The organism is Burkholderia sp. 22313 (assembly GCF_052045245.1).
GTDB lineage: Bacteria > Pseudomonadota > Gammaproteobacteria > Burkholderiales > Burkholderiaceae > Burkholderia.
In genome coordinates, this window is sequence record NZ_JBQEON010000005.1 from 55,715 (window position 1) to 70,148 (window position 14,434).

Sequence of the window (14,434 nt, forward strand, 5' to 3'; positions counted from 1 at the left end):
CCCCCCCCCCCCCCCCCCCCCACCCCCCCCCCCCCCCCCCCCCCCCCCCCCCCCCCCCCCGCCGCTCCTTCACGCCGCGTTAAGTTTCGCGCCCTAGACTGATTAGGTCGTCCCGCAGCCAGTCGTGAAGAAGGAGCCACCATGAACACGCACGCGATCGTCGCCGCCGCCCTCGCGGCAGCCTCCCTCTCGGCGTTCGCTCAACCGAACGCCATGTCATCCGGTTTTGCTGCCACCTCGCCACGCGACCACGTCGCCCAGGCCACCCATCATTCAGCCGCGGGCTTCGTCCTCGCGAAGATCGATCAGAACAATACGCCGCCCGATCGCGGTGGCGATCCGAGCGGCCGCACGCACGCCGGCACGCATATGTAACGCCGCATGCGCCGGCCGTATCGGTCGGCCGGCCCGCGTCACGGCATCCCGGCATCACCCCGTCACAACGAAGGCAGCGACGGATCGCGGGCGGCAAGGATGTCCGCGGTGCGCCGTTGCAGCGCGCCGTCGAGCGTCTCCGGCTGCGGAATCAGCCAGTAGCGTCCGTCGCGAATGCCGTCGAACACCCGCGCGGCGAACGCATCAGGCGCGAGCCCGTGTGCGTTCAGCATCGACCGCATCGTGTCGACGAAGCCCTGCACCTCGGGCCGGTCGTGCGCGGTGCCGAACGGGTCGTTGAAGATGCCCGACTGCACCGGGCCCGGTGCGAGCAGCGACACGCCGACCGGCGCGCCGAGCATCTTCAGTTCGCCGTACAGCGATTCGGTCAGCGCGACCACCGCGAATTTCGTCGCCGAGTAAGGCGACATCAACGGACTCGGCAGGAACCCGCCGACCGACGCGGTATTGACGATGCGCGCCGGCACGTTGCGTTCGAGCATCCGCGGCACGAAGCTGCGGATTCCGTTCATCACGCCGTGCACGTTGATCGCGAAGCTGCGTTCGAACCGTTCCGGCGTGATTTCCCAACTGAAACCGGTCGCCATCACGCCCGCGTTGTTGAACAGCAGGTCGACGCCGCCGAAGCGCTGCCATGCGGCGTCGGCCAGCGCGTCGACGGCTTCCGGCCGGCTCACGTCGGTCGGCACGCACAGCACGTCGGTGTCGAGCGTCGCGCCGAACGCGTCGAGCTTCGCCGGGTCGAGGTCGGCCAGCACGACGCGCATGCCGAGTGCGGCCGCGTGGCGCGCGAGCCCGCTGCCGATGCCGCTGGCCGCGCCGGTAATCACGGCGGTGCCGCCGTCGAAGCGAATCGGGTTCGTCATGTCAAAGTCCTGTCGGGTCGATGTGGGGATGCGCATACGCGGGAATCGCGGGCGGCGGCAACGGCGTGCGGCCGTCAAGCGAACGCACGGCAAGCCCCAACGATCGCGGGAAATGCAGGCTGTGCGTGACCAGGCCCGTGCGCTCGCGCGCCGGCAGGCTGCACAGCGCGAGCGCGGTTTCCGCGAGATACGCGACGTCCTCGGTCGGATAGCCTTCGGGGATGTAGCGGGCCGCGCCCGGCGTGCGGATCGCGGTACTCGGCGCGACCAGGTTCACCGCGATGCCGTCGGCTTCGAGTTCGGCCGCGAGCCCTTGGGTGAAGCGCGACAGCGCGGCCTTGGCCGCCGCATAGACGGTCGCGCCGCCCGCCCGCGCGAAATCGTCGAACGGTCGCAGCGGCGCGAGCGCGGTGACCGAGCCGACGTTCACGATCCAGCCGGCGCCACGTGCGCGCATCAGCGGAATCGCGGCCTGGCTCAGGGCGAACGGGATTCGCAGATAGTGCTCGATCGTCGTGTCGAACATCGTCATCGGCATGGTGTCGACGCACGCGTAGTCGGCCACGCCCGCGTTGTTCACGAGGATGTCGAGGCCGCCGGCCGCCGCGGCCGCGCGCGCGACGAGCGCGTCGCGCTCGGCCGGGTTCGACAGGTCGGCCGCGAGTGCGATCGCGCGGCCGCCGGCCTGTTCGATCAGCGCGACCGTTTCGGCGAGCGTGCCGGCGGTCGTGGCCGATTGCGTGAGGCTGCGCGCCGTCACGACGACGGTCGCGCCTTCGGATGCCAGGCGCTGCGCGATCGCGCGGCCGATGCCGCGGCTCGCGCCGGTCACGAGCGCGCATTTGCCTGCGAGCGTCGCGGTTCGGGGGTCGGTCATGATGTCTCCGGTGAAGAGGATGTCGTGTCGGGGCTGGCGCGTTCGGCTTCAGTGCGCTTCAGTGCGCGATATCCGCAACGTGCAGCACGAACTTGGTTTTCGCGTCGCCCGTTTGAACGAGATCGAGTGCCCGCGCCGCCTGTTCGAGCGGGAAACGGTCGAAGCGCGGCACGCGCAACGCACGGCGGCCGAGCCGTTCGGCGATCGCCGCGAGCGTGGCGCCGCTCGGCATCCGGCTGTAGGTCATCGCGGTGCGCAACCCGCGCCGCGCGGCTTCGGCGCTCGTCGCGGCCAGCCGCTCCGCATCGCCGGCCATGAGCGTCATGATGTTCACGAGCGTGCCGCCCGGTGCCAGCAGATCGAGCGGGGCGGGCAGCGTGTCGCCGCCGACCGCGTCGAGCACGAGATCGACGCCGCCTGGCGCCCATTCCCGCACGGCCGCCGCGATGTCCTGCGCGCGGTAGTCGATGCTCGCCGCCGCGCCGAATGATGCGACGCTCGCGCGATTGCGGGCCGAACACGTCGCCGCGACCCGCGCGCCGGCCTGCGCGGCCAGCTGGATCGCGAACGTGCCGACCGCGCCCGCGCCGCCGTGCACGAGGACGCGCTGCCCGGCACGCAGCCCGCCGTCGTCGAACAGGCCGGCCCACGCGGCGAGCGCGGGCGTCGGCGTGGCGGCCGCCTCCGCGAAGCTGACCGCGTCGGGCAGCCGCACGACCGAGTCGTGGCGCACCGCGACATATTCCGCATAGGCGCCCCAGCGCCCTGCACCGACGTCGGTCTGCGCGAACACGCGCATCCCGGGCGCGAAACCGTCCACGCCGTCGCCGACCGCCTCGACCACCCCGGCCGCGTCGAAGCCGATCACGAACGGAAACGTGATCTGCATGAACGCGCCGAGATAGCCTTCGCGGCATTTCCAGTCGGCGGGATTGACGCCCGCGCAGGCAACGCGGATCAGCACGTCGCCGGGGCCCGCCTTCGGGGCGGGAACGTCGGCCAGTCGCAGCGCGTCGGAATGGCCGACGCGATCGATCAGCAAGGCTCGCATGGTGGTGTCTCCAGGGTTGTCGTTGGTATCGCGAAGGGGTGCTGTGCGCCTCGCGTCACGCCGCCGTGTCGGCCAGCAGGCTCGACGCGAGCGGACAGAACGCGTGCGAGATCGCATCGACCGTCCAGTCGGGACTTTCTGCATCGAAGCGGCGATCGACCCAGCCCCAGTGATACGGATGCAGCAGGTATTCGCCGAGCAGATCGCCGACGTGCGCGAATTCCTGTTGCCACACGTGCGTCCATGCGCCCGGCGTCACGATGCGGCTCAGCCGCCAGTTGCGGATGCCGGGCATGAACGCGGGCATGCGAAGCAGTTCGCGTTCGAGCTCGCGCACCTGCGTTGCGGCGGCCGTTGGCCGCACACGCAGCATCAGCGTGCGCCAGATACCGTCGCGCAGCGCCGGTTCGCGCAGGCCGCCGCCGATCGCCCGGCACGCGGCGCCATCGATTCGGACCACGCCCGGTAAGCGGGCCAGCGCGGTGACATCCATCGTTTGACCGGTCGCCCGCTCGTCGCGCAGCACGTCGAGCGTGTAATCGCCCGCGCCCCAGCAGCCGTCGAGATTGCGCGCGAGCACCACGCGGGTCGCGCCGGGTAACGCCAGCGCGGCATCGCGCACCGCACGTTCGAACGCGCCCGCATCGTCGGTCGCCGCAACATGGATCTGGGCCGTGTCATGCCGCATGGCCGACCTCCGTCAGGGCGGGCAGCGGCGTATCGGCGTCCGTCATCACATGGCGGCGGCGGGCATCGCACAGCCCGTCGACGGCCATCCAGAACGCGACGACGTCGCCGTCGGTCAGTGCGCGCATCCGGTAGTACGACGGTGCGTCGGCGACCTGCCACGTCAGCCACAGCGTGCTCGATTGCCCCGGCACCGCGACGGGCGGCGACACCCAGCGGCCGCCGGCCGTCAGTCCGCGTGCCGCGTGGCCCGGCAGGTAGCGCTCGCGCAGCAGCGCCAGGACGTCGGGAATGCGCTCGGGCTCGAGGGTGATTTCGTCTACGATCTGGATCATGCGCGGGTCGTCTCGGAGGGTTCGCGGCGGGAAGCGAAACCGGCCGCCTACGCCGTTCCGGCGAGGCCGGAAGCGGCCGGCATGGATAGCATTCTTGCGTGGCGGCGCGCGGCGAACCCCTACCGGCCCGCTCACCGGCCCCTGTCGCAACGCTCACATTGGGAGACACATGAAACAGCGCGCATTGCCGGCACGCGGCCGCGTGCTGCCGGGCCTCGGCGCCCGCCTGCTCGACGAACTGGCGCGCAGCGGCGTGCGGCCGACGCCATCGCCGCCATCGCCGGCGTCGCCTGCCGTGGCCGCCGCGTCGGCCACGACGCCCCGCGGCTTCGTCGCGCTGTATCGCGACGCGATCGAGCGGCTCGAAGCGCAGGTCGCGCGCGGCGACGGCCATCCGCCGATGCGCAAGCAGGAAGTCGACCTGATGTGCCGCTGCCTGCTCAGTTGCGCGACGCTCGCCGAGGCGATCCGCTGCGCGGCCGAGTTCTGCGAGATGCTGACGCCGCGCGCCGGCGTGCTGTCGCTGACGGTGCGCGACGGGCACGCGATGTTCCGGATGGATTCGCTGCGCCGCACACGCAGCCCGGCCGCGTGCCTCGTCGACCTGACCGGGCTGTTCTGCTATCTGCAGCTGTTCGGCTGGCTGATCGGGCAGCCGCTGCGGCCGGACGAAGTCTGGCTCGGCCATCCGCGCCGCGACGACGCGATGCCGCTGCTCGGCCTGTTCAACGCGCCGGTCCACGTCGGCCGCAAGACCTACGGCTTCGCGTTCGACGCGACGCGGCTCGACGCCCGCGTGATCCGCCAGCCGGGCGAGCTCACCGCGTTCCTCGTCGATTTTCCGTTTCGTCTGATCGATGCGACGCCGGCCGTCGTGTCATGGTCGCAGCAGGTGCGCGGCTTTCTCGACGCGGCGCTCGCCCGCGAGCAGGCGCTGCCGGCGCTCGCGGAGCTGGCGGCGTGGCTCGGCGTCAGCGAGGCGACCTTGCGGCGGCGGCTGAGCGCCGAAGGCAGCGGCTACCACGTGCTGCGCGAGCAATGCCTGGCCGACGTCGCGCGACGCTGCCTGCGCGAATCGGACTGGCCGGTCGCGCGGATCGCCGCGCATCTCGGGTTCGGCGGCGAGGAAGCGTTCCGGCGCGCGTTCGTGCGATGGACGGGCGTGGCGCCGAGCCGGTTCCGGCGCGACGGCAGCGCCGCCGGCATGCCGTTTCATCAGACGTGAAACCCGACGGGAAGCGCGGTTCGAACGCCCCAAGCGCAAGGACCTGGAAAACATTCGGCGAACACTGACGTTTTTTCGCATCCCGGGCACCCCGGCAATTGACGCACCGGAGCGCTCGCCATTACGCTTGCGCGCTGATGGTTCCCCGGAACGGGATCAAAAGGGAACGCAGGGAGGCCACGCCTCGAATCTGCGGCTGCCCCCGCAACTGTAAGCGGCGAATCCGCGCCACCGCACGCCACTGGGAAACCGGGAAGGCCGGCGCGAATGACGACCCGCGAGCCAGGAGACCTGCCATCGACCCGAGGTCCAAGCAGCCGCACCGGGCGGGGTGTCCCGATGCGCCAGGCACCGCCGTTGGCGGTCGCTCCGTTGCATGGACGGCCCGACCTCAGGACCCTTCCGATGTCCACGCTTGCCGAATTCGCTTCCACGCGGGAAGCGTCGCGCCCTCGCATCGCCGCCCTCACGCGCGGCGTGCCGGCGCGCGTCTCGTTCGTCACCTCCATCACGTTCGACACGTGCGATGACGACTCGCGCGACAACCGCACATGCTGCCCGGCCTCTCCGCGAACCGACACGAACCCGGGCGGCACGCACCGCCCTCCGCTTACGCTCGCCGTACCCGCAACACGATCACGCTTCGCTGCCTCATGAACCTTCGCCACCTTCTCGCCACGTCCGCCGCCACGGCGCTGCTCTCCCCGATCGCCCATGCTGCCGGCGACACGGCGCCTACGCAGGCGCAGCCCGCGGACGGCGCTGACCTGCCGACCATCAGCGTGACCGACACGCGCCACCTGCCCGAGTCGTTCGACCAGCGCTATGCGACCACGCAGGTGCTCACGCGCGCCGATCTCGACCGGCTGTCGCCGAACGACCCGAGCATCACGCAGGCGCTCGCGACGCTGCCGGGCGTGACCGTCTCGCAGACCGGCGGCCCGGGATCCTCGGCGTCGGTCAGCATTCGCGGCTCGTCGGCCAGCCAGGTCGCGGTGTTCATCGACGGGATCCGGATCGGCTCGCCGACCACCGGCGTCGCGCCGTGGGCCGACCTGCCGACCGAAGCGTTCGAGCGCGTCGAGGTGATTTCGGGGCCGGCCGCCGCGTCGTTCGGCGCGAACGCGATGGGCGGCGTCGTGCAGTTGTTCACGCGCCGCGCGGCCAACCAGCCGAACCGGACCATCGTGTCGTTCGGCGGCGGCTCGAACAAGACCTTCGACACGCAGTTGCGCACGTCGGGCACCGTGCCGTCGACGGGGCCGCTCGCCGCGCTCGGCGGCCTCACCTACGCACTCGGGCTGCACGACTACAACACGGCCGGCATCGACGCGACGCGGCCCGTGTTGCCGTACCACGAGGACGGCCGCAATCCGTACCATGCGCAGGATCTCGATGCGCGCCTCGGCTATGCGCGCGACAACTGGTCGATCTCGACGTTCGCGCTGGTTCACCGTTCCGACCTGTCTTATGACAACGCCGGCTATGCGGACCGCCAGCTCGATCATCAACTGACGACCGGCCTCGCGTTCCATCTCGACATCACGCCCGACACGCAGTTCGACCAGTCGTTCGGTTATGCGAACGATCGCCAGTTCCTGTATGCGAGCGACCCGACCATTCCGACCGACCAGATCAACTCGCAGCGCATCACGTCGTCGACGTCGCTGACCCATCAGGCGCACGGCTTCCATCTGTTCGGCCTGCCGCTGTCCGGCGAGACGAAGATCGCGTACGACTTCACGCGCGAGCAGGCGTTCCTGCCGATCGACGTGCCGGACGGCGTGCCGACGCGCAACGATTCCGCGTTCTCGCTGCATCAGTCGGCGACGCTCGGCAGCGTGACGATGTTCGTCGCCGGCCGTCACGAGATCATCGCGGGGAAAGCCGTGAACACCGGCAACGCGGCGCTCGCCTGGGCGATCACGCCGGTTTATACGGCGCGCGTGTCGTACGGCAACGCGTTCCGCCTGCCGAGCTTCAACGACCTGTATTACCCCGGCTACGGCAATCCGGACCTGAACCCCGAACGCAGCGATTCGGTCGAGGCCGCGCTCGACGCGAACACCGCGTACGGCACGTTCAGCGCCGCGATCTACGACACGCGCGTCAACAACCTGATCGCGTACAACCCCGCGACGTTCTCGCCGATGAACATCGGCCGCGCGCATATCCGCGGCATCGACCTGTCGTACAAGGGCACGATCGGCCGCTCTACGCCGGTGAGCGTCGCGATCGGGTTCCTGAACCCGCAGGACGAAACCAACGACAGCTGGCTGAACCGCCGGCCGCGCCAGACCGTCAGCGTGAACGTCGACCACACGTGGGACGAATTTCACCTGCACGCACTGAGCACGGGCGCGTCGCTGACCTACGGCGGCACGACGTTCGACGACCCGGTCAACACGACGTACCTGCCGTCGTACCTGAGCGTGAACCTGCGCGCGTCGTACCGGATCAACGCGCATCTGACGGTGTCGGCGACGCTGTCGAACCTGTTCGACCGCCAGTACATGACCGCGTACGGCTACAACACGCTCGGCCGCACCGCGTTCGGCAAGGTCAGCTATACGTTCTGACGGGCTGATGCGGAGGCCTCGGCGCGGTGTGCGGCGAGGCCTCGGTCGGGAAGTTGGCCGGGGCAGCGCCGACGGGTCGGGTCAAGTGCGAGCGGTCGTGAAGCCGCACTCGTGCGGGGGCATGTCATGAATCCACCGTCCGCCACGAGCAAGCGCGCCGTGTTTACTGCTCTGGTGGCCGCAATGGCGAGTACACTGAAAACGCCATAGACGCAGGAGAACGTGGTGGCTGACTCTGCCCCCCAAAGCACCTTCCGAGGCCTGCCGCTCACTGCGGAGCAGGACGCGGAAGTGCGGCACTACATCAAGGACCGAACGCGGCGTGGGCTGCCATGGGACACGCCGGAGTTGAGCGCAATGCTCAAGGACATGCTGCAGCCCCCCGCTGACGACGACGGCGATATCGCGTCCCCCGCGGACGAAGCCCGACTGGCCGCCGAGCGCGCGGCGGCATCGCTTGACGAAGCGATGGACCCTACCGAGGCGAATGAGGAATGGTATGCGGCGATGGAGTCGGAACGCATGAAAGGACCCAGACGATAAAGCTGGCGCAACGCGCCCCGCTTCAGGGCCAGACAAGGCCACGCACGCCCGCGACCAGCTGGATCGCGCCGAATGCCGCGATGACGGCGGCCGACACGCGCGACAGCCCGTGCATGAACGCGAACGACATCGTCGTGCGCAGCGCGGCGGTCGCGCTGCTCAGGCACAGCCACCAGGTCGCGGAGCCGATGAACACGCCGGCGACCATCCGCGCCACCGTCAACCCCATCGCGCCTTCCCGGGCCGCCGGCAACGGGCCGAGCGCCGCGAAAATCCCGACGAACGACAGGATCGTCATCGGGTTCGACAGGGTCAGGCCGAACGTCGTCAGGAAATCGCGCAGCACGGTCGTGCGCGGCAGGTCGCGTTGCCTCGCCGACGCGGCCGGCGCCTGCCGCGCGATGGTCCACGCCAGCCACACGAGGAACGCGCCCCCGCCGATTTTCAGGCCGACGGTCAGCATCGGGAATGCCGTGACGATGCCTGCGATGCCGAGCGCGCCGAGCAGCCCGTAGATCGCATCGGCGCACGCGGCACCGACGCCCGTCGCGAACCCGGTGTGAAAACCGCGGCTCAGGCTGCGCTGGATGCACAGCATGCCGATTGGACCGACCGGCACCGCGATCGACAACCCCATCACGAAGGACTTGATGAACAGCATGGTCGGCTCCTCGCGACATGCAATGACCAGAACCGCCATCGTAGGGAAAGTCCGATCGCCGCTGAAGGCGGTTTTTAAGGAAAAATGGCCGCTTCACCTTAAAAACGCCGCCGCGATGGACGAACTCGACTGGAAGGTACTTGCGCTGCTGCAGGCCAACGGCCGCATCAGCTACACGGAGCTGGCGCGCCAGGTTCACCTGTCGGTGCCGGCGGTGACGGAACGCGTGAAGCGTCTCGAATCGGCCGGCGTGATCGACGGCTACACGGCGCGGGTCAACCCGGCCGCGGCCGGCTATCCGGTCAGCGCGCTGATCGGCATCACGGTGCCGCAGCCGGCGAAGGCGAAATTCCTGAAGCTGCTGGAGACGATTCCCGAAGTGGTCGAGTGCCATCATGTGACCGGCGCGGATTCCTACGTGATGCGCTTCGTCGCCATCAGCATGGCGCACCTCGAGCAGTTGATCGAGCGCATCAACCTGTACGGCGAAACGCGCACGTCGATCGTGATGTCGACGCCGCTGCCGGTGCGCGGGCTGGCGCGCCCGGCCGCCGCGAGCAAGGGCATTCGGGGGTGACGAAATGCGTCATCGTGGCGACGCCTGCGACGACGACGTCACTTGAATGGCCGATTGCCGATCTCGCTGCAGGCGGCCGGAAGAAACCTGCCTCGTGTCGCCTATCCGCCGTGTTCCTGCCCTAATGTTTTCTCGATGCCTGCCGTTATATCGACGATCCCCTGGCAACGCGCGTCGAACCAGGGACGAATCGCTACGGGTTGCCCGGCTGTCCGGGCATCGAGAACACGAGAGACAAAATGGCAAACGAGTTGACTGAGTCGAAAATTCAACAAGCCCTTGAATGGGCTTACGACAAGGCATTGAACGGCATACCCGGAACGGGAACGGCCGAGGAACTGGCGGCGCAATACGAGAAGAGCAACGATTCGGCCATCGACGCGGCCAACTCCCTGATTCGCTGGCAAAACACCAAGGCCGCGACCTCCGGCTTTCTGACCGGTCTCGGCGGCATCGTGACATTGCCGGTATCGATTCCCGCGAACGTGGCGAGCGTCCTCTATCTTCAACTGAGAATGATTGCCGCCATTGCCTGTATCGGCGGCCACGATCCCCACGACGATCGCGTCAAGGCGCTGGCCTATGCCTGCCTCGCCGGCAGCGCGATGAAGGACATCCTGAAGGATGCCGGCATCGTGATCGCGCAAAAGGTCGCCATCAATTCGATCAAGAGCATCAGTCGAACGACGATCGTCAACATCAACAAGGCAATCGGTTTCCGCCTGGTGACGAAGTTCGGTACCAGCGGCGTGATCAATCTGGGCAAGGCGGTACCCATTCTGGGCGGAATCGTCGGTGCGACGTTCGACTCCGTAACGACCAATCTGGTGGGCAACGTCGCTCGGGATACGTTCATCGAATCGGCATAGACGATATTCGCCGGAACGCGATCCGGCCTATCGCGCCACGGGTCGCTCGCCGAAGCGGCGGCGACGCTTTCAACAAGCCGCTGCCGCGCTCGCGGCAACGCTCATCACCGCTTCACGAGCTTCACGAGCTTCACGATCGTGAGCTCACCGTTCACGCGCTCGATCCGGACCTTGACCCTGTCGCCCAGATGCAGCGACTCGATCATCGCCGGGTCGCCCGTCTTGAACGCCATCGTCATCGGCGCCATCCCGACGTTCTCGAGCGCACCGTGCTTCAGCGTCACCATCCCGTGCGCGGCATCGATCCGCTCCACTTCGGCATCGGTCAGCGCAGTGTCCGGCGCCGACATCTTGATGTCGCCCATGTTCGTGTCGGACATGCTGCCTCCCGCATGCGCCGGCGTCGCGACGACGGCCATCGCGCCGACGCCCGCGATGCCGATCACCCGGATCGTCAACGATAGCCTCCCTCGCGCAGCAGGCAGCAACCGTGAAGGGGACACGCCCGCTACACCAGCAACGTCGCGACCGCCCACGCGATCAGCACGACGCCCAGCGCACGGCCGGCCCGCTCGCCACCCGGCAGCACCTTTTCGACCAGCACGACCAGCGACAACGCGACGATCCACACGACGTTCATCACGCCGCCGACGAACAGCAACGCCATCAGCAGCCAGCAACAGCCGACGCAATACGCGCCGTGCCGCACGCCGAGCAGGAAGCTGCCCGTCACGCCCGGGCGCCAGTACGTGGTGAGAAACCGCACCGGCGACCGGCATTGCCGCAGACATGCCCGTTTCAGCGGCGAAAACTGATAGGCGCCGGCCAGCGCGAGGACGATCGCGGACAACGCGGCGCTCTTCGACCACAGCATCATCCCGGAGATCAGGCCGGCCGGCTGCAGCAGCCGCTGCAGCACGGCCGCGGCGACCGAGAACGCGAACCACGCGGCGAGATAGCCGGCCAGCAGGCACGTCGACGTGACGGCCGCCCGGGCACCGTCCGGGTCGCGATGCCGCAGCACGCGCCGGTACAACAGCACGAGCGGCACCGCGCCGGGCGTCATCATCGCGATCATCATCACCCACCACATCAGGATCACCGTCGCCAGCGACGGATCCATGCTGCCCATGCCGTCGGCCAGCCGATGCGGGAACAGCGCGAGCGCCGTCATGTCCAGCGCCGACATGCCGGTGCCGGCCCCCGTCCACAGGTAGGCCCAGCACGCGCCGACGAGCGCGGCCATGCCGAGCAGCGTGACGACGCGCTCGCGCCCGAGCAACTCGTCCACGGGGATCATGCGGCGACGCGATGCCGGATCAGCCCGTGATTGTTCAGATGCAGCCGTGCGAACTGCGCATAGGTCCGCTCGAGGTTCAGCTCGATGTGCCCGCGCGAACGGCCGGTGCCGGAACCGATCTCGGCCAGCTCGTATTCGAACCCGTGCGGCAGGTCGATCCGCACGCGATGCTCTGCACCCGACACCGGATTGCGGATCGGTTCGCCGACGACGTCGAACACGCCGTCGACGCTGATCCGGCCGCGCCGCGCATCGACATCGACGTCGAATTCGATCTTCGCGAAGATCGGCTCGAATGCCTGCTCGAGCGTCGACGCGAACACGGCGAACATCGTCGCGAATGGATCGGTATCCTGACCGGTCATGATCTTCAGCACGGCCTCGCATTGCGCGGGACTCGCGCGTTCGTCGACGATCGGCTGGCACCGCCCATGGCCTTCGTGAATCGGCCCGGGCCACTGGAACACGACCGCGATCCGGACGCCGTCGAGCACCACGTCGCCGTAGTGACCGCTGTCGATCGAAATCGCACCCATCGCTTCGCAACTGCCGTGTGTCGGCAGCGAATTGAACTGGCAGGGGCAACCGTATGAGCAATTGCAGTTCATCAGCTCGGTTCCCTGAATCTCCCACGGTGTCATGGCTTCACCTCGCGCGGTCGGTGACACGTACCGTTTCGAATCTAGTGCACCGCACCGGGGAAAGCAAAGCGCGCGGGGGCGTTCGGCAAATCGCGGGCGCGCCCGGTCCGGCAACAGCCTGCGGCACTGCCGCGGCATCACGAATGCGGGCATCCCGCACCGGTCCTGGTCCATACTGTCTCGCAGTCGACGCCTCCCCGACCGTTGCCGTTGCCACCCGGATCGCTGTCATGCGCGTTCAAAGTGCGTTGCTCTTCCTCGTCGGCACCCTGCTCACCGCGGGCGGCTACGGTGCAACTTTCCTGCTGTCGATGCGTTTTCGCACGCTCGGCGGCAGCGACCTCGATACCGGCGCGGCGCTGGCCGCCGCGACGGTCGGCACCTTCGCCGACCTGGCGATGGTCGGCTGGTTCTCGCGGCAGATCGGCACCGCGCGGATCGCCGCGCTGGCGTCGCTGTGCATCGGCGCCGGGATCGTCGGCTTCGCGCTCGCCGGGCGCGCGCCGTCCGCCGACCTGCCGTCCGGCTTCCTGGTCGGCTTCGGCTGGGGCGCGTTTCACCTGGCCGCGCCGATGTCGCTCGCCGAGCGCACCAGCGGCGCCGCGCGAAACCGGTGGTTCTTCCGGTCGGCGACCTTCCAGATGACGGGAATCGGCGCCGCGCCGGCGTTTGCCGCGTATGCGATGCGGCTGCTCCACTGGTCGATCGCCGACACGCTCTATGCGGTCGGCGCGCTGTGCGTGCTGGCGTCGCTGATGCTGGAGGCCTTCGGCCGTCTGTGTCCGCGCCCGCCCACCGCCACGGCCAGCGGCCGCTGGGTACGCGATCTCGGTGCCATCTCGCGCACGCGCGCGGCGCTGCCGATCGCGATGATCGCACTCGGCACCTGCGTGTTCTCCGGCCTGATGACGTTCCAGATGTCGTTCGTGCAAGGCACGCAAGCACGTGCCGGCACATTCTTCAGCCTTTACACGATGACCGTGGTGACCGCGCGCTGGCTGCTCGGAAGATGGGTCAGGATGGCGCGCCCCGAAACCGCGACCAAGGGGTTGCTGGTGACGATGCTGCTCGGTGCGCTCGCGATGTTCGGCGCGTCCGTGCATGCATCGTTCCAGTCGGTCTCGGCGATCCTGCTCGGCGCCGGCTATGGGCTCGCGTACCCGGTCATCCAGGCGCAGGCGCTCGACGATTGCGCCGACACGCAACAGCACGGCGTGCTGACGTGGTTCGTCGCGTCGTATTTCATCGGCACGTTCGGCTTTCCGTCGGTCGGCGGCTGGGTCATGGTGCACGCCGGCAAGGGCGCGCTGCTGATGCTGATCGCAAGCTGCGGTCTCGCGGCGCTGTCGCTTGCGATCCTGCACGACCGGCTGGCGCCGGCAGACGCGCGGTAGGCGGCGGCGCGGCGCCGGTGCGGCTAACCGGGCTTCTTCGGCGCCTGTTGCGCGACGGCGAACCACGCCATGACCGCGCCGGCGACCCACGCGCAGGTCAGCAGCAGGTCGAAGTCCATCATCCCTTCGAAATTCGCACTGTTCTCGAAGCTGCAATGCCGGCGCCCGACAAATTCGATGCAACCGCTGACGACCCACTGGACGTGCATGAATACGTGATAGACGGCGAAAGCCGAAGCGATGATGGCGATGCGCAGGCGTATATTCGTTTTCATTCGGCGCCGGAGGCGGTGGGCTGGTCTGACGCCGATCTTAAGGCACCCACGCCGCATCAGGCAATCGATCCCGCAAGAACGTCGCGACCGGCGTGCACGACCGCGAATCGCCATCCGCATAAACCCCGAGAACAGCCATGACCGATGACGCGCATCGC

17 protein-coding genes and 1 riboswitch are annotated in these 14,434 nt (G+C 68.6%); of the genes, 7 read left to right on the forward strand and 10 right to left on the reverse strand.

Going from position 1 to position 14,434, the window contains the following annotated elements; all coding sequences use genetic code 11:
* Positions 1–141 precede the first annotated feature (141 nt).
* Positions 142–375 (forward strand): hypothetical protein, encoded by a 234-nt coding sequence (locus tag ACTJKF_RS06255; protein ID WP_440622690.1) that lies wholly within the window; start codon positions 142–144, stop codon positions 373–375.
* 62 nt (positions 376–437) lie between these two features.
* Here the strand turns inward: ACTJKF_RS06255 and ACTJKF_RS06260 are convergent, their stop codons facing one another.
* Genes ACTJKF_RS06260 through ACTJKF_RS06280 form a run of 5 tightly spaced genes read right to left on the reverse strand, consistent with a single transcriptional unit; the run spans position 438 to position 4,212 of the window.
* Entirely contained in the window at positions 438–1,262 is an 825-nt protein-coding gene (locus ACTJKF_RS06260; RefSeq protein WP_440622691.1) for an SDR family NAD(P)-dependent oxidoreductase, read from the reverse strand.
* A gap of 1 nt (position 1,263) precedes the next feature.
* Positions 1,264–2,139, reverse strand: a complete 876-nt coding sequence (locus ACTJKF_RS06265; RefSeq protein WP_440622692.1) for an SDR family NAD(P)-dependent oxidoreductase — start codon at positions 2,137–2,139, stop codon at positions 1,264–1,266.
* 58 nt (positions 2,140–2,197) lie between these two features.
* On the reverse strand, positions 2,198–3,190 hold the full coding sequence (locus tag ACTJKF_RS06270; RefSeq protein WP_440622693.1) for an NADP-dependent oxidoreductase: 993 nt from the start codon (positions 3,188–3,190) through the stop codon (positions 2,198–2,200).
* A gap of 55 nt (positions 3,191–3,245) precedes the next feature.
* Entirely contained in the window at positions 3,246–3,878 is a 633-nt protein-coding gene (locus ACTJKF_RS06275; protein ID WP_440622694.1) for a Dabb family protein, read from the reverse strand.
* Positions 3,868–4,212: a hypothetical protein gene (locus tag ACTJKF_RS06280; RefSeq protein WP_440622695.1), complete on the reverse strand. Its 345-nt coding sequence runs from the start codon at positions 4,210–4,212 to the stop codon at positions 3,868–3,870. The genes ACTJKF_RS06275 and ACTJKF_RS06280 overlap by 11 nt, the downstream gene beginning before the upstream one ends.
* Before the next feature lie 169 nt (positions 4,213–4,381).
* Here ACTJKF_RS06280 and ACTJKF_RS06285 point away from each other — a divergent pair, with 169 nt between their 5' ends.
* The 3 genes from ACTJKF_RS06285 to ACTJKF_RS06295 all read left to right on the forward strand — a co-directional run bounded on the left by ACTJKF_RS06285 (position 4,382) and on the right by ACTJKF_RS06295 (position 8,559).
* Positions 4,382–5,437 (forward strand): AraC family transcriptional regulator ligand-binding domain-containing protein, encoded by a 1,056-nt coding sequence (locus ACTJKF_RS06285; RefSeq protein WP_440622696.1) that lies wholly within the window; start codon positions 4,382–4,384, stop codon positions 5,435–5,437.
* A gap of 121 nt (positions 5,438–5,558) precedes the next feature.
* Positions 5,559–5,750, forward strand: a riboswitch (cobalamin riboswitch).
* 340 nt (positions 5,751–6,090) lie between these two features.
* Positions 6,091–8,016 carry a TonB-dependent receptor domain-containing protein gene (locus ACTJKF_RS06290; protein ID WP_440622697.1) on the forward strand — a complete coding sequence of 642 codons (1,926 nt, stop codon included), beginning with the start codon at positions 6,091–6,093 and terminating at the stop codon, positions 8,014–8,016.
* A gap of 225 nt (positions 8,017–8,241) precedes the next feature.
* Complete coding sequence (locus tag ACTJKF_RS06295) at positions 8,242–8,559, forward strand: hypothetical protein (protein ID WP_440622698.1); 318 nt, start codon at positions 8,242–8,244, stop codon at positions 8,557–8,559.
* A gap of 22 nt (positions 8,560–8,581) precedes the next feature.
* Here ACTJKF_RS06295 and ACTJKF_RS06300 read toward each other — a convergent pair whose 3' ends face one another.
* Positions 8,582–9,220, reverse strand: coding sequence for a LysE/ArgO family amino acid transporter (locus tag ACTJKF_RS06300; protein WP_440622699.1), 639 nt, complete (start codon positions 9,218–9,220; stop codon positions 8,582–8,584).
* 115 nt (positions 9,221–9,335) lie between these two features.
* Here ACTJKF_RS06300 and ACTJKF_RS06305 point away from each other — a divergent pair, with 115 nt between their 5' ends.
* Both ACTJKF_RS06305 and ACTJKF_RS06310 read left to right on the forward strand, forming a co-directional pair.
* Positions 9,336–9,797: an Lrp/AsnC family transcriptional regulator gene (locus ACTJKF_RS06305; protein WP_440622700.1), complete on the forward strand. Its 462-nt coding sequence runs from the start codon at positions 9,336–9,338 to the stop codon at positions 9,795–9,797.
* Between the two features lie 239 nt (positions 9,798–10,036).
* On the forward strand, positions 10,037–10,666 hold the full coding sequence (locus ACTJKF_RS06310) for an EcsC family protein (RefSeq protein ID WP_440622701.1): 630 nt from the start codon (positions 10,037–10,039) through the stop codon (positions 10,664–10,666).
* 104 nt (positions 10,667–10,770) lie between these two features.
* Here the strand turns inward: ACTJKF_RS06310 and ACTJKF_RS06315 are convergent, their stop codons facing one another.
* Genes ACTJKF_RS06315 through ACTJKF_RS06325 form a run of 3 tightly spaced genes read right to left on the reverse strand, consistent with a single transcriptional unit; the run spans position 10,771 to position 12,607 of the window.
* Positions 10,771–11,124 (reverse strand): copper-binding protein, encoded by a 354-nt coding sequence (locus tag ACTJKF_RS06315; RefSeq protein ID WP_440622702.1) that lies wholly within the window; start codon positions 11,122–11,124, stop codon positions 10,771–10,773.
* A 50-nt stretch (positions 11,125–11,174) separates the two neighbouring features.
* A complete protein-coding gene (locus ACTJKF_RS06320; protein ID WP_440622703.1) occupies positions 11,175–11,966 on the reverse strand; it encodes a DUF2182 domain-containing protein in 792 nt (263 codons plus the stop codon).
* Entirely contained in the window at positions 11,963–12,607 is a 645-nt protein-coding gene (locus ACTJKF_RS06325) for a DUF1326 domain-containing protein (RefSeq protein ID WP_440622704.1), read from the reverse strand. Before ACTJKF_RS06325 ends, ACTJKF_RS06320 begins: the two co-directional genes overlap by 4 nt.
* A 230-nt stretch (positions 12,608–12,837) precedes the next feature.
* On the opposite strand from ACTJKF_RS06325, the gene ACTJKF_RS06330 reads away from it, so the two are divergent.
* Entirely contained in the window at positions 12,838–14,001 is a 1,164-nt protein-coding gene (locus ACTJKF_RS06330; protein ID WP_440622705.1) for an MFS transporter, read from the forward strand.
* A 23-nt stretch (positions 14,002–14,024) separates the two neighbouring features.
* Here ACTJKF_RS06330 and ACTJKF_RS06335 read toward each other — a convergent pair whose 3' ends face one another.
* Complete coding sequence (locus tag ACTJKF_RS06335) at positions 14,025–14,276, reverse strand: hypothetical protein (protein WP_440622706.1); 252 nt, start codon at positions 14,274–14,276, stop codon at positions 14,025–14,027.
* Positions 14,277–14,434 lie beyond the last annotated feature (158 nt).